This is a genomic window from Bacillus sp. Root131 (genome assembly GCF_001429475.1).
In the GTDB taxonomy this organism is placed as follows: Bacteria; Bacillota; Bacilli; order Bacillales; family Bacillaceae_G; genus Bacillus_A; species Bacillus_A thuringiensis_S.
In genome coordinates, this window is record NZ_LMJQ01000034.1 from 58190 (window position 1) to 81838 (window position 23649).

The following is a 23649-nucleotide window of genomic DNA, read 5'->3' on the forward strand; positions in this document are numbered from 1 at the left end:
TTGGAGGTAGGCAGAAATGAAAAGGCTATCATTTCAAATTCTTATGTTTGTCATTTGTATAATTGTTTCTCTTGTTTTGTTTTATGTTATGGAGAAGCAAATCTATAATCGAATCAACATTGTAAATGATAAACAAGCCGTTTTACAAAGGGTGAATGAATCTCTTCCAATTGAAGTGAAAGTAAGACATGAAAAGTGGGGAGAAATTGTTGTAACGGATGAAGTTCGTTTGCATACGATTGTTTCATTCTTTGACCGAATTCGAATAGAACCTGAGGGCGTTAAGAGCCAAGAACAAGTATTTACTGGAGAAGTAACGTACTTGAATGGACATAAGCGTACTTTTGCAGTAGGTGACTTGTTCCAGTATGGGGAAAATGTATACGGAAAGAATGGCATGGATCCGATGATTTCAGCACTTCAAACGTATTTATTAAGCCTGTATTACACGCCAGAGCGTATTAGTGATTTCTTTGCTTCGGCAAAGGATGTCGTAGTACGTCAAGGTGATGTGGTACGTACTATCAATCTTACGCACATACTTGATTCTATTCGGTACGCAAAGCAAATTACAGATTACGGAGAAATTCAGAAGTTATTACAATCGCAGAATGAACCGATTGCTTATATTACAGCTTATAAAACAGGTAAGCGTGTAAAGAGTGATCGTGAAGATATTCTTACGATTTCTGTGTATCCATCGTACTTTGTAGTGCAATATCTCGGTGATAATAACGGGAATGTCATGTATATGAAAGGCTCTCTAGCGGAGTTATTCGTAAAGGAGAATGCGTCATGAGAAAGATAGCCTTTTTCTTCTTTTTGCTAGTAATTGGAGGAGCGATGTCTAGTTGCTCTCGAGATACAACCTCTATTAAATATAGTAAAAATGGTCTCCCTATTTTGGATGATCGTCATATTGTTGCGTATGTAGCGGCTCGTGAGGAAGTTGGTGAAGCGTTACTTTCATCATTTTGTAAGCCACGCGGATGTACGTATGAATTTATTCGTCTTTCAACAGAAGAACTTCTTCGTAGAGTGGAAGAAGAAGCTGGAAATCCGAAGGCGGATATTATTATTGGCGGTACAGTAGATGCGCATCAAATGATGAAGCAAAAAAATCTTTCTATTCCTGTGATAAGCCAACATGCAAATCGTATTTCAAAGACTGTTAAAGATAAAGATGGTTATTGGTACGGTTATGAAGTGGAGAAGCTAGCAATTGCGATTAATAAAGAGCGGTGGAACGAGGAAATAGCGCCGCTCGGTCTCTCGTATCCGTTAAGATGGAAAGATTTATTGAATCCAGTATATAAAGGAAAGATTGTCATGCCCGATCCAAATGTTTCAGGTACAGCATATACGTTTTTTCAATCACTTATTGATACGTTAGGTGAAGAGGAAGCGAAGGAATATGTGAAGAATCTGGCAGAACAAGTTGGAGAAGTAACAGTGAATGGTTATATCCCAGCAGAACTTGTTGCGAGCGGTGAATATATGATAGGCATCAACTTTATGGGAGATCAGAGAATGCTTCAAAAACAAGGCTTTCCTATTTTAAGTAACGAACCTGAGCAAACAGGGTTATCCGTTAATGCGATTTCTAAACTAAAACGTGCACCGAGTGGTATTATTGCGGATTTATTTATTGATTATTGTTTATCAGAAGAAGCGGGTCACATTTTAGAAAAAGTGTCGTTTGGCGTACCAACGATGTTTGCGAAGAATGAGAAAGAAATAGAAGGACAGCCGGTTAGAAGGACGAACCAAAATATATCAAATAGCGGGATAATCGAGATATGGAATAGACAGCGTCTCTCTCTGAAGTGAGAAAAGGAGACGAAAATATATGTTTAAATGGCTCAAGCCAGCACCTGCAATTGAAAGATTGCCAGCGGATATGATCGACCGTGTATATCGATTACTACGTATTCGTGTGTTAATCGGGATTTCAGTTGGATATGCTGCTTATTATTTAGTTCGTAGTAACTTTACGTTATCAAGTACGTACTTAGTACAAGAATATGGTTTTAGTACAGCAGAAATTGGTCTACTAGGTTCAGTAATGGCAATTGTTTATGGATTTAGTAAGTTCTTTATGGGGAATTTATCAGATAAAGCTTTCGCCCAGCGCTTTATTGCAGTCGGTTTATTCTTATCAGGGCTTGTAAATATTTGTTTTGGCTTTGCATCTTCATTTGGGATGATTGTTACATTACTTGTTGTTAACGGTATTGTACAAGGTATGGGAGCACCACCTTGTAGTATTGTTATGACGAAATGGTTCTCGAAGAAAGAACGCGGTACGAAAACAGGTCTTTGGAATATTTCACATAACGTTGGTGGAATGCTTGTGCCACCACTTGTCGGAATTGGTGTAGGTATTTTTGGTGAAAACCATTGGCAAGGCGGCGTGTTTATTTTCCCTGCAATTATCGCAATGGTAATTTCAGTTCTTGTTTGGATTAATGCGAAGGATACACCAGAATCTGAAGGTCTTCCTCCAATTGATGAGTATCGTAATGACTATGAAAATCTTGAAAAAGCAGATAACGCTAACAAGATGTCACCAAAAGAAATTTTAATGAAGTATGTAGTGAAAAATAAATTTGTATGGTTCTTATGTATTGCGAATGCTTTTGTTTATTTAATTCGTTTCGGTGTTATTAACTGGGTTCCACTTTATTTAACGACAGTTAAAGGATTTTCAAAAGCAGAAGCGCATGCGGCATATGCAATCTTTGAAGGTATGGCAATTCCAAGTTCATTAATCGTTGGTTTTTTAAGTGATAAATTATTTAAAGGAAAACGTATGCCATTATGTATTATTAGTATGGTTGGTGTTGTTATTGGTACGTTTATATATTGGCAAGCAACTAGCGTACTTGTTGTAAGTATTGCAGTTTCTATTATCGGTTGTTTAATTTATGTACCACAGTTCTTAATCGGTTTAAGTGCAATGGAATTAGTACCGAAATTTGCAGTAGGTACGACAGTTGGTATGTGTGGTTTATTCGGTTATGTAGGCGGAAGTCTTGTAGCTAACGCAGCAATTGGTGTTATTGTTGATCGTTCTGGCTGGGATGGTTGTTTCATCTTACTATTAACAGGAGCGGTTTTATCAACAATCTTCTTATTTATTGTTCAACGTGGACATGAGAGAAAAGATCCTAAAGTAGCGTAATATTTTGTTTGAAAAAGCTATCCAATTGTGTGTGATTGGATAGCTTTTATATTAGAAAAAACAAACAGTATGAAAAATTGCAGTTTAATATATAAATGATTTTTGTTAATTAATATAATTTTTTTAGATTCCATAAACCAAATAGATACATGGTTATACCGAAAAATCCGCCGCCACAGATGAAAATTACAACCTTAAATAAAGAAATAGAGATTTCCTCTGAACCTACATAGGGAAGGATATAATTCATAAAAACAAACATTTGAAAGCCCCAAAGCACACCTGCTTTTAAGCCAGCTTTTCTTAATTTTTTCTTGTGTTGTAAATATTCTTCTTTTGTTGCACATTCAGTATCACTTAAACCTTTTTTCTTGAATTTAAAGGCTAAGTAATTAGCATAAATCATATTAGATAGAAAAATGAATATTGTCCCTATAGATATTGTGTGATTCATAGTATCAACAAGTAACATAATAAGCATTACCAACATATTTAACCACCACAAACCAATTCCAGCTACAGATAACTCTTTATTGATTTCTTGTTTTTGGTATTCATCTCTCTCACTTAGTGTTCCAACAAAACTATTATAAACTCTTTCTTTCCATTCAATTTTCATCATTTAATCTCCCTCCCAAAATAGACTATTTAAATCTGTTTTTAGTGCTTTTGCTAATTCGATACATAAGGCTAAAGAGGGATTATATTTCTTGTTTTCAATTAAATTTATTGTCTGTCTCGCCACGTTAACTTTTTTAGCTAACTCTAGTTGCGATAGCCCTTCAGATTTTCGATATTGTTTAACGTTATTCAAATATAACCCTCCCATTGATGGTTGTAGACCTCGTGTACCGAAATGTCATTTATATGTGACATTTTATAATTGAATAGATGAAATGTCAAATATATATGACAAAATAGCTATGGTGCAATTAGGAAAATGATTTTAATGATTCATTTTGGCAAGAAGTATGTTAATAAAGAATGGCTTCCATTCAATTAAAATTGCTCTTTTTCCTTTCCTTAAATCTATCTTAAAAGATATAATGTCATATTTCTAATCATTGGAATTTTTGTTACAATATAAATGGATGTGTAAAACTTTGTAAAAATAATGTAATAATATGTAATATATTTTCAGAAAGTTTTATACAATTTTTATATTAAACTATTAAGTTATAAAAGGGAGCGAGAATATGTTACCAAATACGGTTCGTACTCCAAACAAGAAGAAGAAATGGATTATTATTGGGGTTATTGCACTAATTGTTATTGTAGCAGCAATTAATATTTTTGTTATGCAAGGTAAGAAGAAAGGAGCATCAACAAATGCTGATGCTGTAAGTTTTGAGAAGGTAACGGAGCGTAAGCTGAATAATACGAAGTTAATTTCTGGTCAGGTGAAGCCTGGTAATATTGAAAGCTTCTATGCAGATCCAGCCAAAGGGAAAGTGAAAGATATTGAGGTAAAAGAAGGGCAAGAGGTAGAGAAAGGTACGAAGTTATTCTCTTATGATAATGAAGAGATTAATCTTCAAATGAAGCAAGCTGAGCTTGATCAGAAGATGGCGGATATGCGTTATGATCAAGGGAAAAAGAAGATTGATTCATTGAAGAAAGAAATTAAGAAGGCGAAAGATAGCGGAGCTGGGAAAGAAGTAACAGATCCGATGGACGAGCAAGTAAACGAATTAGAAATAGCTCAAAAGACAACTGATCTTGAGAAAGAAAAAGGAAAGTTGCAGAAAGAAGAGTTAAGTAAAAAGCAGAAAGAGCTTACGATTTATAGTAATTTCGCTGGTGTTGTTCAAAAGTTAGATAAAGATGCGGCGCAAAGTTCATCTCAAGCGTTAGGTGGTCAAGGAAAATCGTTTTTACAAGTAGCTTCTAAAGATCCATTCCAAGTTCAAGGTACGTTAACTGAGCTTCAGAAGTCACAAATTCAAAAGGATCAAACATTCACTGTAACAGCGAAAGCAAATAATAAGAAGAAGTGGACAGGTAAGATTACAGAGGTAAGTGAGTTCCCAACGAGTGCAGAGATGGCGCAAGCTGGCGGCGTGGGTGAAGCAACTCAAAATATGTCCCAATATACATATAAAGCTAGCCTTGATAGTCAAGATGGTTTATCTCCGGGTTACCACGTTTCTCTGCAAGTAAACTTAGAGAATAAGACGATGATTGCTGTTCCAAGTAAAAGCATTGTAGAAAAAGGCGATGATGCATTTGTTTATGTTGAGGATAAAGGGAAGCTTCGTAAACAAAATGTGAAAAAAGGTTCTACTGATGGAGACTGGACAGAGGTTGTAGAAGGCGTAACAGTGGGGCAAAAGGTGGTTAAAAATCCTTCCGACGATGTGTATGACGGAATGGAAGTGAAAGAGAAATGATTACGTTAAATAATATTGCTAAAACGTATTATCAAGGAAAATTGGCGGTGCCGATTTTGCATGANAGGCGTAACAGTGGGGCAAAAGGTGGTTAAAAATCCTTCCGACGATGTGTATGACGGAATGGAAGTGAAAGAGAAATGATTACGTTAAATAATATTGCTAAAACGTATTATCAAGGAAAATTGGCGGTGCCGATTTTGCATGGTATTAGTTTAACGATTCAGAGCGGTGAGTTCGTTTCGATTATGGGACCGTCTGGTTCTGGTAAGTCGACGCTTATGAATATTATCGGTTGTTTAGATCGTCCAACTGAAGGCGAATATATGCTGAATGATGTGAATATCTTAACAGCAGACGAGTCAAAGCTTGCTTTAATTCGTAATGAATATATCGGTTTTGTGTTTCAGCACTTTAATTTGCTTCCGCGTCTTTCGGCAGTCGAAAATGTTGAGCTTCCGCTCGTATATGGTGGCGTGAAGAAAGCGGAGCGTCGCAAGCGTGCTTTAGAGGCGTTAGGTAAAGTTGGATTAGCAGACCGCGTGCATCATTTACCGAACGAATTGTCAGGTGGACAGAAGCAACGTGTAGCGATTGCAAGAGCGATTGCAAATAATCCGACGTTCATTATGGCCGATGAACCGACTGGTGCACTTGATACGAAGTCTGGTGAGCAAGTTATGGATATTTTCACGAAGCTTAATGCAGAAGGCACAACAATTGTTATGGTTACGCATGAAGAGGAAGTAGCAGCGTATTCTTCCCGCCGCATTGTACTGCGGGACGGGAAAGTTACAGAAGATAGAAGGTGTGCGGTATGAGTTTACTAGATAGTATAAAAATTGCCCTCTCTTCTATTTTAGCTCATAAATTGCGTTCAGCTCTTACGATGCTCGGTATTATTATCGGGGTAGGTTCAATTATTACTGTCGTTGCGATTGGGCAAGGCGGGGAAGCTGCATTGAAATCGCAGTTTGTTGGGGCAGGTAATCAAACGGTTCCGATTCATTATAGTGCAGATATAAACGATCCTTTCGGTATGGGAATGGTAGAAGCACCGAAGATAACTGAAGAAGACATTTTTGAAATTAAAAAAATTCCAGAAATCGCACATGTGGTAACAACAAATTCCAGCATGGAACCACTTGATATTGAAGATAAAAAAGAAATGGTGAGTATTACTGGATTAGATAGCGAGTACTTTGCAGTAAATAAAGTAAAGTTGTTAAAGGGACGTTCTTTACAAGAATCAGATGTGGATCAAGGTAATAACGTTGTTATGATTAGTAAACAAATGGAAGAAAAGGTGTTTAAGGATGCCAATCCAGTCGGTAAAATTATTGAAATGAAAGGTCAACCGATGCAAATTATCGGTGTCTACAAATCAGATAATGAGTTTATGGGAATGGGACCATCAGAAGCACTAGTTCCAATTTCATTATGGCCGACACTGTATGGAAAAGATGAAATTCAAAACATTTCTGTTCAAGCAAAAAATGTAGATAATCTAGAAAAAGCAGGTAAAAAAGCTGCAGATGTCTTAAACAGTCGTAAACCGACTGATGCAACTGGTAAATATGAAGTTATGAATTTAAAAGAAATTCAAGAAGGTATTTCGAAGATGACCGGTATTATGACAATGATCATCGGTGGTATTGCTGGTATTTCATTAGTCGTTGGTGGAATTGGTGTTATGAACATCATGCTTGTATCTGTAACGGAGCGTACACGTGAAATTGGTGTACGTAAAGCACTCGGGGCAACACGTAGTAAAATTTTATTACAGTTTTTAATTGAAGCTGTTATGTTAACACTTCTAGGTGGTTTAATCGGAATTGGTCTTGGGTACGGCGGAGCATATATCGTTTCCACATTCGCAAAATGGCCACCGCTCGTTTCGTGGGAAGTTGTTGTTGGAGGCGTACTGTTCTCGATGACACTCGGTATTATTTTCGGATTAATTCCAGCAAATAAAGCTGCGAAATTAGATCCAATTGAAGCATTGCGTTATGAGTAATTAATAGTGTAGTAGAACTACACATTACCGTTCTAATGGGCGGTTCGTAGCCTCTTGCGTGAGGAAGTGAACCGCCCGTTAGAACGGGTTATATAAATAGAAGGAGGCGTTATAATGGAAGCAAATATTAATACGCAAGATGTAGGTGCGAAGAAGCCATCATTATTAGGAATGATTACTTCTCCAGGTGAGCAATTTGAGAGAATGAAGACGAAAAGTCCGGTTTGGGGGGCATTTTTCCTTTTCATTATATTAACAGCTGTAATTGCAGGGATTAGCATGTATCAAGTAATGAATCATCCTGATGTAATGAGTGAGGTACCTGATGCCGAAGCGGCTAAAGTTGTTGGTTACTTCGGAATAGGAGCAGGTATTGTTGGTGGACTATTTGGTACTGCGATTTGGTTCTTCATTGCGGCAGCTATTTATAAAGTGATTATGATGTTTATGAGTAATGATACTTCATACATGAAATTATTATCTATTTATGTCTACACATATACGATTTCAATTTTAGGTGCAATTGTGAACTTTATTATTAGAATGATTATTGGTGGAGATATTGAAACTTCTTATACAAGTTTAGCAACTTTATTTGAGCCAGGTACAGTTGTTCATGGTGCTGCTTCATCATTCGAAGTTTTCAATATTTGGGCATTAGTTGTAATGGGATTAGGATTACATATTACGGCTGGATTAAGTAAAAAACAAGCAACGATTTTAATTGTTATTTTCTTTATTCTTTCAGTTGGATTTAGTAGTTTAAGTGGTCTAGCTCCAAAATTAGGTGCATAATTCATTCTTTTAGAAAAAGGTGACTCTTCAAAGGATTCACCTTTTTTATTTTTACCCTTACTTCAAATACCACCAACAAAATTTCAAATACTCTCTAGTGTAATTTCAAATTCCGTCGGTAGTATTTGAAATTACTCACAGTGAAATCTTTTCTTTATTTTTATATTGTGAAGGTACCGCGGAATACTAGAAAGGTATACCTTTTAGAAACGGGTACTGTGTGAAGCCAGCGACTTTTAAAGAGGCAGTTGTTTTGTATGAAGGAATGATTGTAAATCAAATAAAGAAATTAGGTATTCGCCAAGATTATGAAGAGTATTATCAATGTGGTTTAATTGGTCTTTGGCATGCGTATGAAAGATTTGATGCAAAGAAAGGGTATTTCCCTGCATACGCACTTGTAACGGTGCGTGGTTATATATTAGAAAGATTGAAGAAAGAGTTCACAGTGCAAGAAAGGTGTGTATGTGTAGGAGAGTATGAGGATATCTTTCATTTTGAAGATGTTGAAATGAAAGTGAAGGATTTTATGAGCGTGCTAGATGAGAAGGAGAAGTATATTATTTTTGAACGCTTTTTTGTAGGAAAGACGATGGGGGAAATCGCTTTAGAGACGGAAATGACATATTATCAAGTAAGATGGATGTATCGGCAAGCACTCGAGAAAATGCGAGATAGTGTAAGGGGATAAATATTAATATAAGAATGGAAGGCAAGAGATGTTGCTTTCCATTCTACTTGTTAGTTTAATGTAGTAAATGCAACAAGGGGTTTTTAAATTGTAGTGAATCTTGCATGTTCATACGAGATAGTATGTATCCAGCTTTTAATAATTGTTGCTGCAATTTATGGGGACTAATAGATATTGTTGTAGTAGTGCCATTTGAAAAATGTATTTTAGCCTCTTTAATCTTTTGGCAAAACTCTATATCATGTATGTGGTTATAAAATAGCCATATACAGTTTGGAGATGAAGGAGATTCTGTTGGAAAAGTACAAATGTATTCCCGATGATTAATTGGAATTGGAACGTTTTGTTTGAATCTAAAATTTGTTTGGACTGCATTACGCCTGCCTTGATAAGTAGAATGAATCTGGGTTAAGCAAGATTTCTTGATGAGTTGTAGTGCGGTTTGGCAGGAACAAAGATCATTTCCGCTACTGTCAATAATTTTTGTACGGTAATAAGGGTGATTGTATGGAACAAGCATCATAGTAGAACTAGAAATAATAATGTTATTTTCATCATTCATGATTTTAAGTCCTCCCTTATAAAATTTATATTTCGAATATAATTATATACGGAATAAGTAAATTAATTGTTAATATTTTGTTTTGTATTGTAAATCTTGGCTATTCGTTTACAATCAATAGGTGATAGTCTTTCTAATTTGCATCGCTTGTACATATATATGAAAATAGAAAAGAGTAGGCGGTGATATAGTATGAAGAAAAAGTATATTATTATGGCTTTAGTTGTCATTCTCCTAGTATATTTAGCAAACAGCAATCCGAGTAAAGGAGAATATACAGAATGGGCAGCGAAGCAGTTTATGAAGCGTAATGATGTGAGTAAGAAGCTAGATGAAGTTCAAAAAGAGAATGAAGAGGGTCTTCTTGGCGACTTGGCATCGGCCGGTAAAAAGTTAGCGAAAAAGTATGTTGAGCCACAAGTTGGGTTATTAATTGATCATTATACGAAGCGAAATGATTATATATTCTTCTCAACATATACGACTGAGTTTGATATAGGTGAAGAACATTATAAGTACGTATGCGTCGGTTTTTCAAAGATTTTTATTCCGATTGAAATGCCGAAGAAAAAAGACGAATCTGCAAAATGATGCAGATTCGTCTTTTTCATTTTATAGAGTAATTGGAATTTCAGATACATTTTTTTCTACAAGGCGAGCTCCCTTTTTTCTTGTATTTTCATCAATGGATGAAAATACAGATGAGGCAAGGATTGTATCCATTACTTGATTTACGACTTTTGCATCAATTGGTGTGATGGGCATATCGATAGAAAAAACGACTGTTTTTCCATCTTCTTTCGCGAAAATCAATTCCAGTACTTGCATGTGTTATTCCCTCCTTTGTATTTATCCCGCTATTTACGGGATTCGGGTCTGCCGGTTAAATTGCGAGCTAATAATCAGCGGGGATGAATAAAATCCCTACTGATCTGAAGTTTTACTTTATAGTTTAGAAAGATCTGATGTGCTTACAAGTTGTACAGCGTGAAGTGGTGATGCCTGTAAGGAAGCAAGAGCATGAGCTACGTTGTGTACTTGATCTAAGCTCGCATTTGTTTTAACACGTTTAAATTGTTTGCTCTTGAAAACTGTTTTGCCGTTCTTATCTAATCCGTTGTTTAATACTAGACGTAAAGTTAAATCCATTACGATTGTTTCAATTGCCATGTGTATCACCTCCTTTCACTTTATAAATAGGGCGTGAATGTCATGTTTTGGCGTGAAATTTTTTCTTTTTTTTGGTACCCTTAAAAGATTAAGAGAGGAGAATTCTGGATAATGAATCGTAAATGGTTATTTTGGATTCCTGTATTACTATGGATGGGGCTGATTTTCTATTCTTCGGCACAACCATATAAAAAGCAGGATATGCGTTCAGATATTGAACAATATGTAAATGTTGAATTTGTAAAAGAGCATTTTTCATGGGTATCTATTGATTATGGTGGAGGAACCCCTGTTAGTATTGCGAATAAAGGTGTAGGCGGATTTATTGAGTTTTTCCTTCGTAAAGGTGCTCATTTTATGGTGTTCTTTATGCTAGGTTCATTGATTTATTACGCTTTTCATCGATCAGGTCATTCGAGGAAAAGATGTTTTATATATGCCATTCTTTTCGTTGCGGGTTATGCAACATTTGATGAAATTCACCAATGGTATACGGGGGACCGTACACCAATGTGGCAAGATTCATTGCTTGATACGTGCGGCGGATTAACGGGAATTATAATAAGTAATTGGTTTTGGAATAGAAAAAAGCGCTAATCTCATTTCGAGATTAGCGCTTTTTTTGCGGGTAGTAAAACTTCCGGTAAAAGCCCGATTGGTGAGGGCTGATAATCAGTGGGGGATGAACAAAACCCCTACTGATTAAAGTTTCACTTTATACACCAAGTAATTCTTTTAGTTCGTCTGTTGATAGTTCGGTCATCCAGCTATCACTTGTGATGACCGCATTGTTTAGAGATTGTTTTCTTTCTAGCATTTCATCGATTTTTTCTTCTAATGTTCCTGTTGTAATGAGTTTGTGAACATGAACAAATCTTTTTTGACCAATGCGATATGCGCGGTCTGTTGCTTGATTTTCCACAGCTGGATTCCACCAACGATCGTAGTGAATGACATGGTTGGCAGCAGTTAAGTTTAATCCTGTTCCCCCAGCTTTTAAGGATAAGATGAAAATGTCATACGTTCCGTTTTGGAACTCCTCAATCATCTTGTCACGATTTTTTTTCGGTACACTACCGTTTAAGAAGAGGACACGCTGGCCAAATTGTTCTTCTAGCACACGTTTTAGCATGTTTCCCATGCCGATGTACTGAGTGAAGATGAGGCAACTTTCATTTTGATCTTTTATATTTTCGATGAGCTCCATTAACGTTTTTGTTTTCATAGAGCGTTCAACGACATTTTGTGGTTCTTCTTCTTTTAAATAAAGAGCAGGATGATTACAAATTTGTTTTAGCTTGTTCAACATAAGTAATATAAAGCCGCGTCTTTCAATTCCGCTTAATCCTTCTACATTTTGCAGTGTATCTTGAACAAGTTGTTCATATAAGGAAGCTTGTTCACCAGTAAGAGGACAGTAAGCTTTTTGTTCTTGTTTATCTGGTAAATTTAATGCGACTGTTTGATCTTTCTTCGTTCGGCGCAGTAAAAATGGTGAGATAAACCGTTGGACTTGCTGGATTTTTCCTTCATCACGATCTTTTTCAATCGGTGTGACGAAGCGGCGTTGGAATTGTCCTAAGCTTCCGAGATATCCATGATTAATAAAGTCGAAAATGGACCAAAGTTCAGCGAGGCGATTTTCCATTGGTGTACCAGTTAAAGCGATTTTGTGATTTGCCTGCAAGTTTCGTACTGCTTTCGACTGTTTCGTATGTGGGTTCTTAATATTTTGTGCTTCATCCAAAATAACAGCATCCCAGCATAATGAAGTCAGTTCTTCCTCATCGAGTTGAGCCAATGCATAAGATGTTAATACAACATCTGCTGATTGAAGGAAATCTTCAAATGAATTGCCCTTCTCTCTATTACTTCCGTAATGTAATTGGACACATAAATTCGGTGCGAAACGCTCAAATTCTTTTTGCCAATTTCCAAGAACAGATGTCGGCGCTACGATTAATGCAGGGCCTGTTTTGAGATTGTTTTCTTTTATATATAGTAAGTAAGAGATTGTTTGAATACTTTTCCCGAGTCCCATATCGTCAGCTAGCAATGCTCCAAATCCAAGCTTTCGTAAATATAATAACCATTCAATACCATGTTGTTGATACGGACGAAGTGTTGCGTTTAGTGAAGTAGGGACATCTACCTTTGGAATATCTCCAATATGAAGCAGCTTTTGGAATAGTTCCTCATAATATCCATCTAGTTCGATTTCAATATCAGTAAACGGACTATCATCTTCTACAATTTCTGTTTCAGCCGTATTTGATAAATGTTGCTGCAGGACATCTTTCATCTCTAGTCCGTATTTATCGGCACGGTTCATGAGTTTCCTTACTTCTTCGATAAAGGCTGGATCTAGTCGCATCCATTGACCATTTATATTAAATAGACGTTTGTTTTGTTCAACGAGCTCGAAAAATTCGCTTTCTGATAAATCAATGCCGTTCGTCGAAATGCGCCAGTCAAAATTAACGAGCGTATTCATACCGAAGAACGATTGTGTTTGTGCTGTATTTTGCTTCAACTGGACACGTAATTTCGGTTTTGTTGCTTTTAAATTTTGCCACCATGATGGTAGTAAAATTGTAATGCCGGCTGCAAGTAATTCGTTGCTTGCATCTGTTAAGAAGTTCCAAGCTTCTGTTTCAAAGAGCTCATTTCGGAATGTATCTCCTTCTTTTAACCACGGTATGAGCTTACTAAAACCTTCTTGTGTTTCTGTAATCCGTTCTTCGTAATCGTGCCATCTTTTCGGTAAGGAATCGATGTTTTCATATACATATATGCGATGAGCCCCGCGCTTTGGTGTCACAATTGTTTCAAGCTTCCACATTTCAAATTCTTCTTGTGGTTCTTGTAGTCTTAGTCCGATTGTAAACGGAAGATCATCTTCAATATAACCGATTTTTCGAAGCCAATCTTCTTCATGTAGTGCTGTTTCCAATTGTCTTTTCGTAAAGTCGTAATGTTCATATAGCCTTTTAGCATCTTCCCAGCCGTCATTTGAGCGATTATCTTGTAATATGCTTTCATTAACTGCTGCTGAGAAAAGAGATGCTAATGTTTCATCTTCAATTGGTGTATTTTGAACTTTCCAAGATGGCTGTTTAGGCCAATGATTCATATCTGGTACGAAGCTACCACTCGTAAAGGCGTCCCATAATTCATTTGCATCTTTCGTAAGTGCTGTAATAGGTCCGTTTATTTGCATATGTGCAAAGGAATTCATCGGTTTGTTTGCAATGTATTCAAAGGCTTGTGCATTTGTTAGGAGCACACCTTGTTTTCCTTCGAAGGTTGCTTCTTTTAGAGAAGTACCGTAGAAAGAAGTGGAGTGCCATGTGAATGCATTTCGTTTCCAACTTGTTACGGATAATGGAGTACCGCTGTCATCTTCTCCCCAAAGGAACCAACCTTGACTAACATGCTGGAGCCTAATTGTTACTTCAGTTTGATTGATCATCGATTAATTTTCCTTTCCGTAATTCCTCTTGTAGTGCACGCAGACGTGAATGGAGATTGGCGATGTGAATAATGAAAGCATCCCATTCATCGGTGCGTTTTAATCGTTTATACAATGTACGTAATTTCTTTAAGTAACGAACTGCGCGTTTATATGATTTACGATTTCGTTCTTCAATCGCCTCTACAGCAGCAAGATGGTAAAGAGGAAGTGCCACTTCTGGCGCTTCTTTTTCAATATCTTTCAGTGGCTCTTTCAACAGCTCAATTGCTTTAAATCCATATAGGAGATGAAGCTCTGCCCATGTACGATACTGTTTTTTCGCGAGTACGTACTGTTCATAGTTTGTGAAACTATACGGTAATAGTTCTTGTAAGATCATTTCGAAACCAGCTTGTTCATTTGTATGTGTTGCATATGTTTCATACATGATTACAAATAGCCGAACGACATCTTTTATGAAAATCGTATTTTCGTGATCTTGGATCGTTTTCTTTACTTGTTTATACGTAAAGGAAAGCCAGTTTTTTGCACGATCCCAATGCATGGCACTTAATAGTTCTTCTAACCAATAGAAGTATAGACTCACAACAGAAGCAGGCTGTTTTTTTAGTAAGTCCATCGCTAGTAGATCTTCGTCATTTAAAAAGAGAAGATGAGAAGACGCTAACGCTTTAGATAGTGGATTGATTTTCGTATCGATTCGTTTTTCTTCTTCTTGTATTTTCTCTTTATTGTTTAAAAGTTCACTCCATATGTGACGATAAATGAAAAATCGCTCTTGCGTATAAGCGTCGGTAGAGAAGAATACTTCATGAACGAGACGAGCTGTTTCTTGTAAAATTATTTCAGACTCTGAAGGAATCGCTTCTGATTGTAAGTCCCGAACGATGGATTCCACTTTGTCTACAAATAGGCGAATGACATTAACAGGTTGGTGATAAGAATATGTTTTGTTTGCTTCGAATGCCTGAATTTCTTCTAATAATTTTTGAAAGCAGTAAAGTGCTGCGTGTAACCTGAATAATTCATGTATCGCAATGATACGCGGAGCTTTCCGCTCAAGTTTCGTATAGAAATCTGTAAAGATACTCATAAGAAAATACATTTGTTTATAAGTAAGCCGAGCTTGTTCTTTTTTAAATGAATCATATTCTTTTTCAAAATATGATTCCCAACTTTTATAGTCAGTTTCTTCAAAAGCTGATGATTGTAATACTTGTCTTGCAGTTCGAATAGGGGGAAGGGAAGGTTTCGTATTATTTTTAAATAAAGTTAATACATCTCCTACTTGCCCAAAACTAGACGCTGCAGATAGTAATACAGCGAGCATATGCTCACATTGTGTTGGTGCGAAGCAATCACAATAGCTTTCAGCGACGTTACGAATCGGAATATGAACGCTATATACGTTGCCTTCCGCATCTACAGTTCCTGATAGTGTATAACCATCAAAGTCAACGTTATAGACAACACCACTACGATATAGGTGCCGAGCTGTAGCGACATGTTCCTGATCAGCTGTTTGCTGTGGATCTAGTCCTTGAACGAACTCATTCGCAATCATCATAATTTCATCTTTCGTAATTGAGTGTTGCAGCATAATATTCCTCCGTACACATATTTCTTTCCTTTACCATTATAAACAAAAAATGCTCAAAACAGAAAAAATGAAATTTGGATTACATAACTTGAAAATCATGGTAATATATAAAATGTTAATTTCGTATATTACTATATATTTATAGGAGGGGAAGTTGTGTCAGATTTACAAGCGAAGTTTGGGAATGGTATGAACAAGTTGCAAGAGGGAATTGAGCAAGGAAAGATGAAGTTGCAAGTTGCACAAGAGGTTGCACAACTAAAGAAAATTACGCAGGAGAAGTTACAAGCGAAAACTGAAATTTTGTTGGAGCTTGGTCAAACTACATATATGCAACTGCGCAATGATGAAGTTCGAATAGAGGTATTGAAAGGAATTGTAGAACCGGTACAAGAGCTTGATATTGCTATTTATAACATGCGTAAGCAAATTGCTAATTTGCAGAATCAAGGTCAGAAAGGGCAGTGTAGCTGTGGTGGCTCATTATCATTAAATGATAAATTTTGTGGACAGTGCGGGAAAGAAAATGAGTTACTCCTTCAAACAAACAATGTTGAAAATAAATCATGTTCTTCATGTAGTGAACAAATCGCAACAGAAGCTATATTCTGTCCAGTTTGTGGTATGAAGCAAAGTAAGGAGTGAGGAACATGTATTGTAAAACTTGTGGTTTAGAACAGTCTGATGTATCAAATTATTGTACGCATGATGGGTCTAGTACAGGTGGTGTAGCAAGTCATATTATATTAGCGCCTAAAGACTCAAAATATTGCCGAACTTGTGGAGTGGAAAGTAAAGAAACTGCTACATATTGTGAGAAATGCGGCGATTCCTTACTAGTAGGTATTACGAAAAAAGAAATGAAAACGAAATTACCAGACCAGGGTGTACAACTAAATGTGGGTTCATCTGGAATTGCTTTGAAAAAAGGCTTACTTGGTGGTGGTCTGGCAATTATATGCATGTTTTTGGCTGGCTGGATTAGTAGTTTAATTATCGATGCAGCGATGAATGATTTAATGAGAACGATGGTTACAAATACGAACGGTATGCTGGATATGACTACTATTAATCAATCTTTCATTGGCATAGCGCCATTAATTTTAATGTATCATTTAGCGGGTCTTGAAGTCAGTGGAAGTGGTACATACATAATGTCATTTATTCTTCATGTCCCATTGTTCATTTTATTAACTATTCCAGCACTTATATTAGGTGGAATTGGCTTTTTTGTAGAGAAAAAAAACCCGTCTATTGTTTGGCGTGAGAAGCTAGTAACAGCATGTATTATCGGTATTGTATATGGAAGTTTCTTATGTGTTATAAGTTTTGTAGCAAGTTCTTCTACGACGATTTCTCAATTCTATGAAACAATGACAATTAATGTTAGTTATTCTCATATTATTAGTTTGTTGTACGGTATTATATTTGGTTTATTATTTAGCTTTATTGGCATGAGTATTGCAGCGGGACCACATCGTATGCTTTCCGCAATTAGTCAAAGTGTTCCATATGCAGCATCTATTTATTATAGTGTAGTGACTGTTTTAAAAGGATTAATCATTACATTTGGTATTATACTTATTACGATTTTATTTAGTAGTTCAAAATCAATGGGACCAATTGATTTCCCTGAGAAAACATATAAAGCATTAATTTCATTAGAAGCAACACCGTATATGTGGAATATGGCTCACTTTGCTCCAACTGCAATTGAATGGGCGAACATGGAGAAAGAAATACAGAACTATCCAGGAGGAAAAGGGCCGTTACATTTATCATATACATCAGGCATATCATTAAATGGTACGTCTTTAAAAGATGTGGCAATTGCTAATGGTGCTTCTGCTAAAGAAATTAAATATATGGATGATTTCAATTCCTACATGCATTGGTGGGGTTTATTAATTTTAATACCATGTATCTTACTATTTAGAGCTGGAATGAAATTAGCTCAATATCCAATGAAAAATATATATGTAACAATTGCGATGTTTAGTGCGGTTTATACTGTGATGATGCTTTGTGTAAATGGATTAGCAAAAATCCAAATCGAAGCTTCAGGTAGTAAGGAAATTATGAAGGAATTTACGGGGATTTCTGGTCCGCTATTATCGATTCAAAGTAGCACGATGTATTTAATAGTAGGTAGCTTTATTCTTTCTTACGTATTAGTGTTTGCTGGGATGAAGTTGGTAAAAAAATAAGGGGGAGAATCGCTTGAAGTTTTGTGGAATATGTAATGAAAAAGTTGCAGACCATTTAAATTTTTGTCCAGAGTGTGGAAGTAAGATAGAAGAAATAGCTGATCAAACAGCTTCTTCTCGTTCAGAAATACAACGGGAAACAAAGCCGGTGAAAAGTAAGAAGAACATATTTTTACTGCTAGGTTTTCTTGTTATTTTTGCTATATTGTTCGGAGCATATAAATTTGGTGCAAGCAAGTTTTCAAAGGAAAAACAAGTAAACGTTATGATTGAGGCGTTTCAAAAGAAAGATGCGAATGCAATTGATGAGTTTGTAAAGGTAGATGATCCGAGCTTAAAGATTAAGGCAGAGGATATTAAGGCATATATCCGTTATTTAAAAGACAACCCTTCATATAATAAAGAGCTGCTGTCTTATTTACAAAGAGAGACAGTGGATCAAAAACTAGCAAGTGATAAAGCATCGTTTAAAGATGGACAAATTATAGAAGACGGAAAAGAATGGTTTTTATATCCGAAGTATAAATTTAGCATGAAATCGTATTATATGAATGTAAGTACAACTGCGAAGAATGCAGAAATATATGTGAATGATAAGAAAGAAGTAGAATTGTCTAATGACAAAACTTCAAAAGAAATTGGTCCATATTTTCCGGGTTCTTACGTTGTAAAGGCAAAAGCAAAGTCAGAGTTAACTGAGTTAGAAACAGAAAAAGAAGTAGATTTAGCAGATGAAAAAAGTGCGAAGGTAGATGTAAATTTATCATTAGAAGGCAATTATGTAACAATTTCCTCTGATGAAAATGATGCAAATGTAGTTGTGAATGGTAAGAAGCGTGGGAAGTTAAGCCGCGGAAGTTATAAACTTGGTCCTGTACCAACAGATGAAACGGTAGAAGTGCATTTAGAGAAAAATGCTGAGTTTGGCTTAATTAAATCAGAAAGCGTTAAAGTTGGAGACCAAAGCACCTATTACTTAAAATTCCCGAAAGAAACATCAAGTTCAGCAGTGGGCGAATTTGTAAAAAATCATATTTATGATAACGTACGTGCAATTTCATTAAATGATTTTAGTTTAATTGAAAATAATTATGATAAGAGCGGGAAATCGTATAAGGAAGACCGTGATTATATACAGTATTTACACAAAAAAGGAATTACAGAAGACTTATTAACGATGGAAGTTCGTAATGTAGAGCGTCAAAGTGATACGAAATATAAAGTAACGACATATGAAGAGTATCATATTCGTTACGGTGATGGATCTGTGAAGTTCAAAAGTTTTAACAACGAACATATTGTAACTGTGAATGGAAATGGAAAGATGTTGTATCATTCTCTTGGTGCAAATAATACGTTGAAATCAGAAGATGTATCTGGTCCAACTCGTTAATATGAGAGAGGCTGTTCAATATTTGAACAGCCTCTTTTGGTAGCTAAATCGATATTTCGTGTCAAACCGTTGATATATCGTAAGTTATGATAGATATAATTGAAAAATCGTTGATATATTGCGATTTATGATAGATATATTCGGAAAATCGTTGATATCTTTTTTTACAATTATGAGTGCGTTTCCTTTAATATCGCTTGTACATATGGATCATGTAATATTTGCTCTATAATTGGTAACATGTTTTGTTCAAATGGAATGTCGATAGGAAATGGCTTTTGAGAGCCTGGTTTTATTCCATATTGCACAATTTTGTAATGTGTATTTTTTTCTGACTTGAGCACAATTAGCTTATAGCGATTATCATCGCCAGCGAGTGAGAAATCAATAGAAGTAGCGTTATATGTTACTTCATCTTTATATATGTACGGTTTTGGCGTACCAATCCAGTCTATTTTTGCTTGTACATTCATGGGCATAGCCTCCTTATATGTATTATAAATAAATACAAGCCAGCTCTCAATAAAGAGAACCGGCTTGTAATTTAGCAGTCATTGGTTATTTTAAAATTTTCACTTTAACAGTTTTGCGGCCCCATTTTTGAGCAGCACTATCTGATCCAAGTAAGATATCGATACGGTTACCTTTAATTGCACCACCAGTATCTCCAGCGATAGCTTCTCCGTAACCTTCTACCCATACTTTAGATCCTAATGGGATTACTTTCGGGTCAACAGCAATCATTTTCATGTTTGGATTCGCAGTTAAATCATGACCCATTGCAGTTAATACACGGCCGCCATATGTGCCACCGTTTTCGCTCGGATGAGCTGTATATGCTGTAGCTACAACTGTTAACTCACGACCACCAGATGGTTCGCTAGTTTCAGCAGCTTTCACAGCAGGCTTAGCAGCTGGTTTTGCTTGTGCTGCAGGTGTTTGAGCCTTAGCTGGTGCTTCAACTTTAGCTTTAGCAGGAGCAGTTGTTTCTTGTTTCTCAATTACAGGTGCTGTACCTGTTAAGAAAGGAACATGAACATAAGCTGTTTTCCCGTTATATTCAAATTGTAACCACTCATTTTGTACTTGGCTCGTTGTTTCGATTACATCGTCTTTCTTCAACTTTCCAAGAATTTCTGAGTTTGTGTTCGCTTCAGCACGTACGTTTAATACGTTAGCTGTTACGTAGTAGATGCTTTTTGTGAACTCTGCACTTACGAATGCGTCTTTACCGTCTAAAGTAACTTTTGACCATCCGTTCTCTGTATTTTGAACATCTATTTTATTACCGTTTAGTAATTTACCGACAACTTTTGATTCAGTAGTAGGGTTTTCGCGTACGTTTAGTACGTCTGTTGTTACAACAGTTTCTGCATTAGCAGATGATGTGAAAATCCCAAGACCAAAAACTGCTGCTGTTGCTATTCCAATTAATTTTTTCATGATAGCCTCCATTGCGTTTGTTTTCGTGTCCTCATTATAGCAACAGATTTTTTCGGATTTGGGGAAAACACACAATTACAAACCATTCGTAATCAGTCGTTAACATCCTGTAATATAACAAAAAATATAGGAAAGCGTTTTTCATTCTATATGACTCATAGGTTGCTGGTTATATTCAAAATATTTAATACAACATATTTTTTTCGACGTAAATAAAAATATTACAGGAATGTTACATGATGTTTACTAAACGATTACATTCCTTGAGTATTTTACCGTTTTATGGGTAATATAGTTATATAAACATAAACATTTTGTTTGTGAAGCTATAAACACGTGCTATATACTAGCAAAAAAACCGCATAATTGTTACAAAACGAAAGGGTTGCAAGGAAGAAATTCGCCCTTTTTTACATATGTAACACATCCTTTTTTAGGAAAATACATTCCTATCCGCGTTTTTCTCACACAATTTGACAGCAGTATTTCTAACTTGTAGCTCTTGCAGAGTGAAAAGGTTATACGAAAGGTAAGGCTGTCTATAAGAATTCGAATTGGTGAAGGTGAAAGTAAGAAAATCACCGCAAAATTATAGTTTTCTATCCGATTTTACATATCGGAATTTATGTTATTTACAAAAGCGAAACCTACGAAGGGGGATTTGATGAGGAAACTGACAAAAACATTCATCGTTTCATTAACATTATGTATTGCATTTACAATTTGGGGGATTATTCCCGAATCTATTATTGGAAAAGGTAGCTTAGGAAATGTAACAACTGCAATTCAAACTGCATTAGTTAGTAAGTTTGGGTGGTTTTATATTATTTCCGTTTCTATTATTTTAGGTGTGTCTATCTTTTTAATTGTTTCGAAATACGGTTCTATTCGTTTAGGTAAAGATGATGACGAACCTGATTATAGTTATATGACATGGTTTGCTATGCTATTTAGTGCTGGTATGGGTATCGGCTTAGTTTTCTGGGGCGTTGCTGAACCATTAAACCATTTGTACGCACCTCCGTTTGGAGAAGGTGCAACTGAGGAAAGTGCGCGCCTTGCATTGCGTTTTTCATTTTTCCATTGGGGATTACATCCTTGGGGACTATATGCGTTTGTAGCGTTATGTATTGCTTATTTTACCTTTAGAAAAGGAAAAGCAAGTACGATTAGTGCGACGGTAGGTCCGTTATTTAAGGGCGGGGAACACGGACGTATTGCTCATTCATTTGATGTGTTAGCTGTTTTCGCAACTGTGTTTGGTGTTGCAACTTCATTAGGTCTCGGTGCAAAACAAATTGCAGGTGGTGTTAGCTATTTAACATCTATTCCGAATTCATTAACGACACAGTTAGTTATTATTGCAATCGTAACAGTTCTTTTCATGTTATCTGCACAAACAGGTCTTGATAAAGGAATTAAATATTTAAGTAATACGAACATTATTTTTGCATTTGCACTTATGATCATTGTATTATTTGCAGGTCCAACAAACTTTATTATGAATTACTTCACTTCAACAATAGGTTCTTATATTCAGGAATTGCCAAGTATGAGTTTCCGTTTAAGTCCATTGGATGAAGGCGGAAATCAATGGATTCAGTCATGGACAATTTTCTATTGGGCATGGTGGATTGCATGGTCACCGTTCGTAGGTACGTTTATTGCTCGTGTTTCACGAGGTCGTACAATTCGTGAGTTTGTTATCGGTGTGTTACTTGTACCGACCGTAATCGGTGCGCTTTGGTTCTCCGTTTTCGGCGGGACTGGTATTCACATGGAGCTGTTTGGTGATGCACATATCTTTGAAAAAATTAAAGAGATGGGAACAGAAGTAGGATTGTTTGCTATGTTCGATCAGATGGGAAGCTTTGGATCAGCTTTATCTGTTTTAGCGATTCTTCTTATTTCTACATTCTTTATTACATCGGCAGACTCTGCAACATTTGTTTTAGGAATGTTAACGACACATGGTAGTTTAAACCCACCAAATCGTATTAAAATGATTTGGGGTATCGTTCTAGCCGCGATAGCTTCTACCTTATTATATATTGGCGGATTAGAAGCCTTACAAACGGCAGCTATCATTGCAGCATTCCCATTCGTCTTTGTTATTTTCTTTATGATGGCAGCATTATTTAAAGAGTTACAAAAAGAAGGACGTATGAAGCGTCATTAATAATAGAAGGAAAAGAGCTGATTTTATATCAGCTCTTTTTTTATCCCTCTATTTGTTGGCTGATTAAAGTTTCACTTTATATAGAAGGAATTTGAAATGCGGGTAAGGGAAATAAAATACTTTACTATATAAGTAGTATGCCTTTTATACGAAGAAAAAACGATGGGTTTCGACAATATTCGATATCTTACGAATTCTATTCGTATTTTTGTCAAAAATATGTCGGAAATGTGTTGTCACTTTTATGTATATGTGCTATATTATTTCCTGTAAGCGATTTCAAATAGTTTTAAAGCGCATTCAAGGGGGACATCTAGAATAATGAAACGTTACGAAAGAAAGTGGAAGCATATTTGTTTGAAACGTGTGGCACATCGTAGTGTCCAAGAAAGCACGGAACCTAAGACTGAAACGCGCAAAGAACAGCAAGAGAAGCAATTGGTTCTACAAAAATAGCAATCACTTTTTCGTATATAAATGAAGGTCGATCGTTCGTTGGGGGATGGACGTGAAATTACTTTCAGCTAAGGGGTATTGTCTGAT

General features: G+C 36.1%; 24 protein-coding genes. 15 read left to right on the forward strand and 9 right to left on the reverse strand.

The genetic code is table 11. The annotated features are described in order from the left end of the window. Positions 1-16 precede the first annotated feature (16 nt). Genes ASE54_RS27250 through ASE54_RS27260 form a run of 3 tightly spaced genes read left to right on the forward strand, consistent with a single transcriptional unit; the run spans position 17 to position 3184 of the window. A complete protein-coding gene (locus ASE54_RS27250; RefSeq protein ID WP_000826607.1) occupies positions 17-799 on the forward strand; it encodes a DUF3919 family protein in 783 nt (260 codons plus the stop codon). Next, entirely contained in the window at positions 796-1830 is a 1035-nt protein-coding gene (locus ASE54_RS27255; RefSeq protein ID WP_001225641.1) for an ABC transporter substrate-binding protein, read from the forward strand. The genes ASE54_RS27250 and ASE54_RS27255 overlap by 4 nt, the downstream gene beginning before the upstream one ends. Before the next feature lie 19 nt (positions 1831-1849). After that, complete coding sequence (locus tag ASE54_RS27260; protein ID WP_000477603.1) at positions 1850-3184, forward strand: MFS transporter; 1335 nt, start codon at positions 1850-1852, stop codon at positions 3182-3184. Positions 3185-3293: 109 nt separating this feature from the next. Here ASE54_RS27260 and ASE54_RS27265 read toward each other — a convergent pair whose 3' ends face one another. Both ASE54_RS27265 and ASE54_RS27270 read right to left on the reverse strand, forming a co-directional pair. Beyond that, positions 3294-3806, reverse strand: coding sequence for a DUF3278 domain-containing protein (locus ASE54_RS27265; RefSeq protein ID WP_000975590.1), 513 nt, complete (start codon positions 3804-3806; stop codon positions 3294-3296). Further along, complete coding sequence (locus ASE54_RS27270; RefSeq protein WP_001067014.1) at positions 3807-3998, reverse strand: helix-turn-helix transcriptional regulator; 192 nt, start codon at positions 3996-3998, stop codon at positions 3807-3809. A 382-nt stretch (positions 3999-4380) separates the two neighbouring features. On the opposite strand from ASE54_RS27270, the gene ASE54_RS27275 reads away from it, so the two are divergent. The 5 genes from ASE54_RS27275 to ASE54_RS27295 all read left to right on the forward strand — a co-directional run bounded on the left by ASE54_RS27275 (position 4381) and on the right by ASE54_RS27295 (position 9077). Next, positions 4381-5574, forward strand: a complete 1194-nt coding sequence (locus ASE54_RS27275) for a biotin/lipoyl-binding protein (RefSeq protein WP_014895362.1) — start codon at positions 4381-4383, stop codon at positions 5572-5574. A 140-nt stretch (positions 5575-5714) separates the two neighbouring features. After that, positions 5715-6395, forward strand: coding sequence for an ABC transporter ATP-binding protein (locus ASE54_RS27280; RefSeq protein WP_000631624.1), 681 nt, complete (start codon positions 5715-5717; stop codon positions 6393-6395). Then, positions 6392-7591, forward strand: a complete 1200-nt coding sequence (locus ASE54_RS27285; protein WP_000054346.1) for an ABC transporter permease — start codon at positions 6392-6394, stop codon at positions 7589-7591. The genes ASE54_RS27280 and ASE54_RS27285 overlap by 4 nt, the downstream gene beginning before the upstream one ends. Positions 7592-7705: 114 nt before the next feature. Further along, a complete protein-coding gene (locus ASE54_RS27290) occupies positions 7706-8386 on the forward strand; it encodes a Yip1 family protein (RefSeq protein WP_000387918.1) in 681 nt (226 codons plus the stop codon). Between the two features lie 220 nt (positions 8387-8606). Continuing rightward, positions 8607-9077: a sigma-70 family RNA polymerase sigma factor gene (locus ASE54_RS27295; protein ID WP_003255535.1), complete on the forward strand. Its 471-nt coding sequence runs from the start codon at positions 8607-8609 to the stop codon at positions 9075-9077. 55 nt (positions 9078-9132) lie between these two features. Here the strand turns inward: ASE54_RS27295 and ASE54_RS27300 are convergent, their stop codons facing one another. Next, a complete protein-coding gene (locus ASE54_RS27300) occupies positions 9133-9639 on the reverse strand; it encodes a competence protein ComK (RefSeq protein WP_000997457.1) in 507 nt (168 codons plus the stop codon). A 192-nt stretch (positions 9640-9831) separates the two neighbouring features. Between ASE54_RS27300 and ASE54_RS27305 the strand changes: the two genes are divergently transcribed. After that, positions 9832-10230, forward strand: coding sequence for a DUF4359 domain-containing protein (locus ASE54_RS27305; protein WP_000731400.1), 399 nt, complete (start codon positions 9832-9834; stop codon positions 10228-10230). A 21-nt stretch (positions 10231-10251) separates the two neighbouring features. On the opposite strand, the gene ASE54_RS27310 is transcribed toward ASE54_RS27305, so the two are convergent. After that, positions 10252-10467, reverse strand: a complete 216-nt coding sequence (locus ASE54_RS27310; RefSeq protein ID WP_001197587.1) for a DUF2922 domain-containing protein — start codon at positions 10465-10467, stop codon at positions 10252-10254. A gap of 117 nt (positions 10468-10584) precedes the next feature. Next, on the reverse strand, positions 10585-10809 hold the full coding sequence (locus tag ASE54_RS27315) for a DUF1659 domain-containing protein (RefSeq protein ID WP_000963861.1): 225 nt from the start codon (positions 10807-10809) through the stop codon (positions 10585-10587). A 111-nt stretch (positions 10810-10920) separates the two neighbouring features. On the opposite strand from ASE54_RS27315, the gene ASE54_RS27320 reads away from it, so the two are divergent. Beyond that, a complete protein-coding gene (locus tag ASE54_RS27320; protein ID WP_001080704.1) occupies positions 10921-11406 on the forward strand; it encodes a VanZ family protein in 486 nt (161 codons plus the stop codon). A 118-nt stretch (positions 11407-11524) separates the two neighbouring features. Here ASE54_RS27320 and ASE54_RS27325 read toward each other — a convergent pair whose 3' ends face one another. Together ASE54_RS27325 and ASE54_RS27330 are read right to left on the reverse strand one after the other, a co-directional pair. Continuing rightward, on the reverse strand, positions 11525-14281 hold the full coding sequence (locus ASE54_RS27325) for a DEAD/DEAH box helicase (RefSeq protein ID WP_000610129.1): 2757 nt from the start codon (positions 14279-14281) through the stop codon (positions 11525-11527). After that, positions 14265-15884 (reverse strand): hypothetical protein, encoded by a 1620-nt coding sequence (locus ASE54_RS27330; protein WP_000939129.1) that lies wholly within the window; start codon positions 15882-15884, stop codon positions 14265-14267. Before ASE54_RS27330 ends, ASE54_RS27325 begins: the two co-directional genes overlap by 17 nt. 156 nt (positions 15885-16040) lie before the next feature. Between ASE54_RS27330 and ASE54_RS27335 the strand changes: the two genes are divergently transcribed. The 3 genes from ASE54_RS27335 to ASE54_RS27345 are packed head-to-tail and all read left to right on the forward strand — an operon-like array spanning position 16041 to position 19484. Continuing rightward, positions 16041-16529 carry a zinc ribbon domain-containing protein gene (locus ASE54_RS27335; RefSeq protein ID WP_001281737.1) on the forward strand — a complete coding sequence of 163 codons (489 nt, stop codon included), beginning with the start codon at positions 16041-16043 and terminating at the stop codon, positions 16527-16529. A gap of 5 nt (positions 16530-16534) precedes the next feature. Then, complete coding sequence (locus tag ASE54_RS27340; protein WP_000271612.1) at positions 16535-18091, forward strand: zinc ribbon domain-containing protein; 1557 nt, start codon at positions 16535-16537, stop codon at positions 18089-18091. Between the two features lie 13 nt (positions 18092-18104). After that, positions 18105-19484 (forward strand): membrane protein, encoded by a 1380-nt coding sequence (locus tag ASE54_RS27345; protein WP_000666859.1) that lies wholly within the window; start codon positions 18105-18107, stop codon positions 19482-19484. 170 nt (positions 19485-19654) lie between these two features. On the opposite strand, the gene ASE54_RS27350 is transcribed toward ASE54_RS27345, so the two are convergent. Together ASE54_RS27350 and ASE54_RS27355 are read right to left on the reverse strand one after the other, a co-directional pair. Further along, positions 19655-19957: a DUF3910 family protein gene (locus ASE54_RS27350; RefSeq protein WP_001102514.1), complete on the reverse strand. Its 303-nt coding sequence runs from the start codon at positions 19955-19957 to the stop codon at positions 19655-19657. Positions 19958-20042: 85 nt separating this feature from the next. Continuing rightward, the gene (locus ASE54_RS27355) at positions 20043-20927 is read right to left on the reverse strand and encodes a cell wall-binding protein EntA (protein ID WP_000733345.1); all 885 of its coding nucleotides are present in this window, start codon (positions 20925-20927) and stop codon (positions 20043-20045) included. 664 nt (positions 20928-21591) lie between these two features. Between ASE54_RS27355 and opuD the strand changes: the two genes are divergently transcribed. Beyond that, positions 21592-23106 (forward strand): glycine betaine transporter OpuD, encoded by a 1515-nt coding sequence (gene opuD / locus ASE54_RS27360; RefSeq protein ID WP_001230116.1) that lies wholly within the window; start codon positions 21592-21594, stop codon positions 23104-23106. A 321-nt stretch (positions 23107-23427) separates the two neighbouring features. Further along, entirely contained in the window at positions 23428-23562 is a 135-nt protein-coding gene (locus ASE54_RS37455; protein ID WP_000833067.1) for a hypothetical protein, read from the forward strand. The last annotated feature ends 87 nt before the right edge of the window (positions 23563-23649 follow it).

What these genes read in the sequence shown, in the direction of transcription:
- ASE54_RS27250 (WP_000826607.1), top strand. Translation starts at nt 17, where the DNA reads ATGAAAAGGCTATCATTTCAAATTCTTATGTTTGTCATTTGTATAATT.
- ASE54_RS27255 (WP_001225641.1), top strand. Translation starts at nt 796, where the DNA reads ATGAGAAAGATAGCCTTTTTCTTCTTTTTGCTAGTAATTGGAGGAGCG.
- ASE54_RS27260 (WP_000477603.1), top strand. Translation starts at nt 1,850, where the DNA reads ATGTTTAAATGGCTCAAGCCAGCACCTGCAATTGAAAGATTGCCAGCG.
- ASE54_RS27265 (WP_000975590.1), bottom strand. Translation starts at nt 3,806, where the DNA reads ATGATGAAAATTGAATGGAAAGAAAGAGTTTATAATAGTTTTGTTGGA.
- ASE54_RS27275 (WP_014895362.1), top strand. Translation starts at nt 4,381, where the DNA reads ATGTTACCAAATACGGTTCGTACTCCAAACAAGAAGAAGAAATGGATT.
- ASE54_RS27280 (WP_000631624.1), top strand. Translation starts at nt 5,715, where the DNA reads ATGATTACGTTAAATAATATTGCTAAAACGTATTATCAAGGAAAATTG.
- ASE54_RS27285 (WP_000054346.1), top strand. Translation starts at nt 6,392, where the DNA reads ATGAGTTTACTAGATAGTATAAAAATTGCCCTCTCTTCTATTTTAGCT.
- ASE54_RS27290 (WP_000387918.1), top strand. Translation starts at nt 7,706, where the DNA reads ATGGAAGCAAATATTAATACGCAAGATGTAGGTGCGAAGAAGCCATCA.
- ASE54_RS27300 (WP_000997457.1), bottom strand. Translation starts at nt 9,639, where the DNA reads ATGAATGATGAAAATAACATTATTATTTCTAGTTCTACTATGATGCTT.
- ASE54_RS27305 (WP_000731400.1), top strand. Translation starts at nt 9,832, where the DNA reads ATGAAGAAAAAGTATATTATTATGGCTTTAGTTGTCATTCTCCTAGTA.
- ASE54_RS27310 (WP_001197587.1), bottom strand. Translation starts at nt 10,467, where the DNA reads ATGCAAGTACTGGAATTGATTTTCGCGAAAGAAGATGGAAAAACAGTC.
- ASE54_RS27315 (WP_000963861.1), bottom strand. Translation starts at nt 10,809, where the DNA reads ATGGCAATTGAAACAATCGTAATGGATTTAACTTTACGTCTAGTATTA.
- ASE54_RS27320 (WP_001080704.1), top strand. Translation starts at nt 10,921, where the DNA reads ATGAATCGTAAATGGTTATTTTGGATTCCTGTATTACTATGGATGGGG.
- ASE54_RS27325 (WP_000610129.1), bottom strand. Translation starts at nt 14,281, where the DNA reads ATGATCAATCAAACTGAAGTAACAATTAGGCTCCAGCATGTTAGTCAA.
- ASE54_RS27330 (WP_000939129.1), bottom strand. Translation starts at nt 15,884, where the DNA reads ATGCTGCAACACTCAATTACGAAAGATGAAATTATGATGATTGCGAAT.
- ASE54_RS27340 (WP_000271612.1), top strand. Translation starts at nt 16,535, where the DNA reads ATGTATTGTAAAACTTGTGGTTTAGAACAGTCTGATGTATCAAATTAT.
- ASE54_RS27350 (WP_001102514.1), bottom strand. Translation starts at nt 19,957, where the DNA reads ATGAATGTACAAGCAAAAATAGACTGGATTGGTACGCCAAAACCGTAC.
- ASE54_RS27355 (WP_000733345.1), bottom strand. Translation starts at nt 20,927, where the DNA reads ATGAAAAAATTAATTGGAATAGCAACAGCAGCAGTTTTTGGTCTTGGG.
- opuD (WP_001230116.1), top strand. Translation starts at nt 21,592, where the DNA reads ATGAGGAAACTGACAAAAACATTCATCGTTTCATTAACATTATGTATT.
- ASE54_RS37455 (WP_000833067.1), top strand. Translation starts at nt 23,428, where the DNA reads ATGAAACGTTACGAAAGAAAGTGGAAGCATATTTGTTTGAAACGTGTG.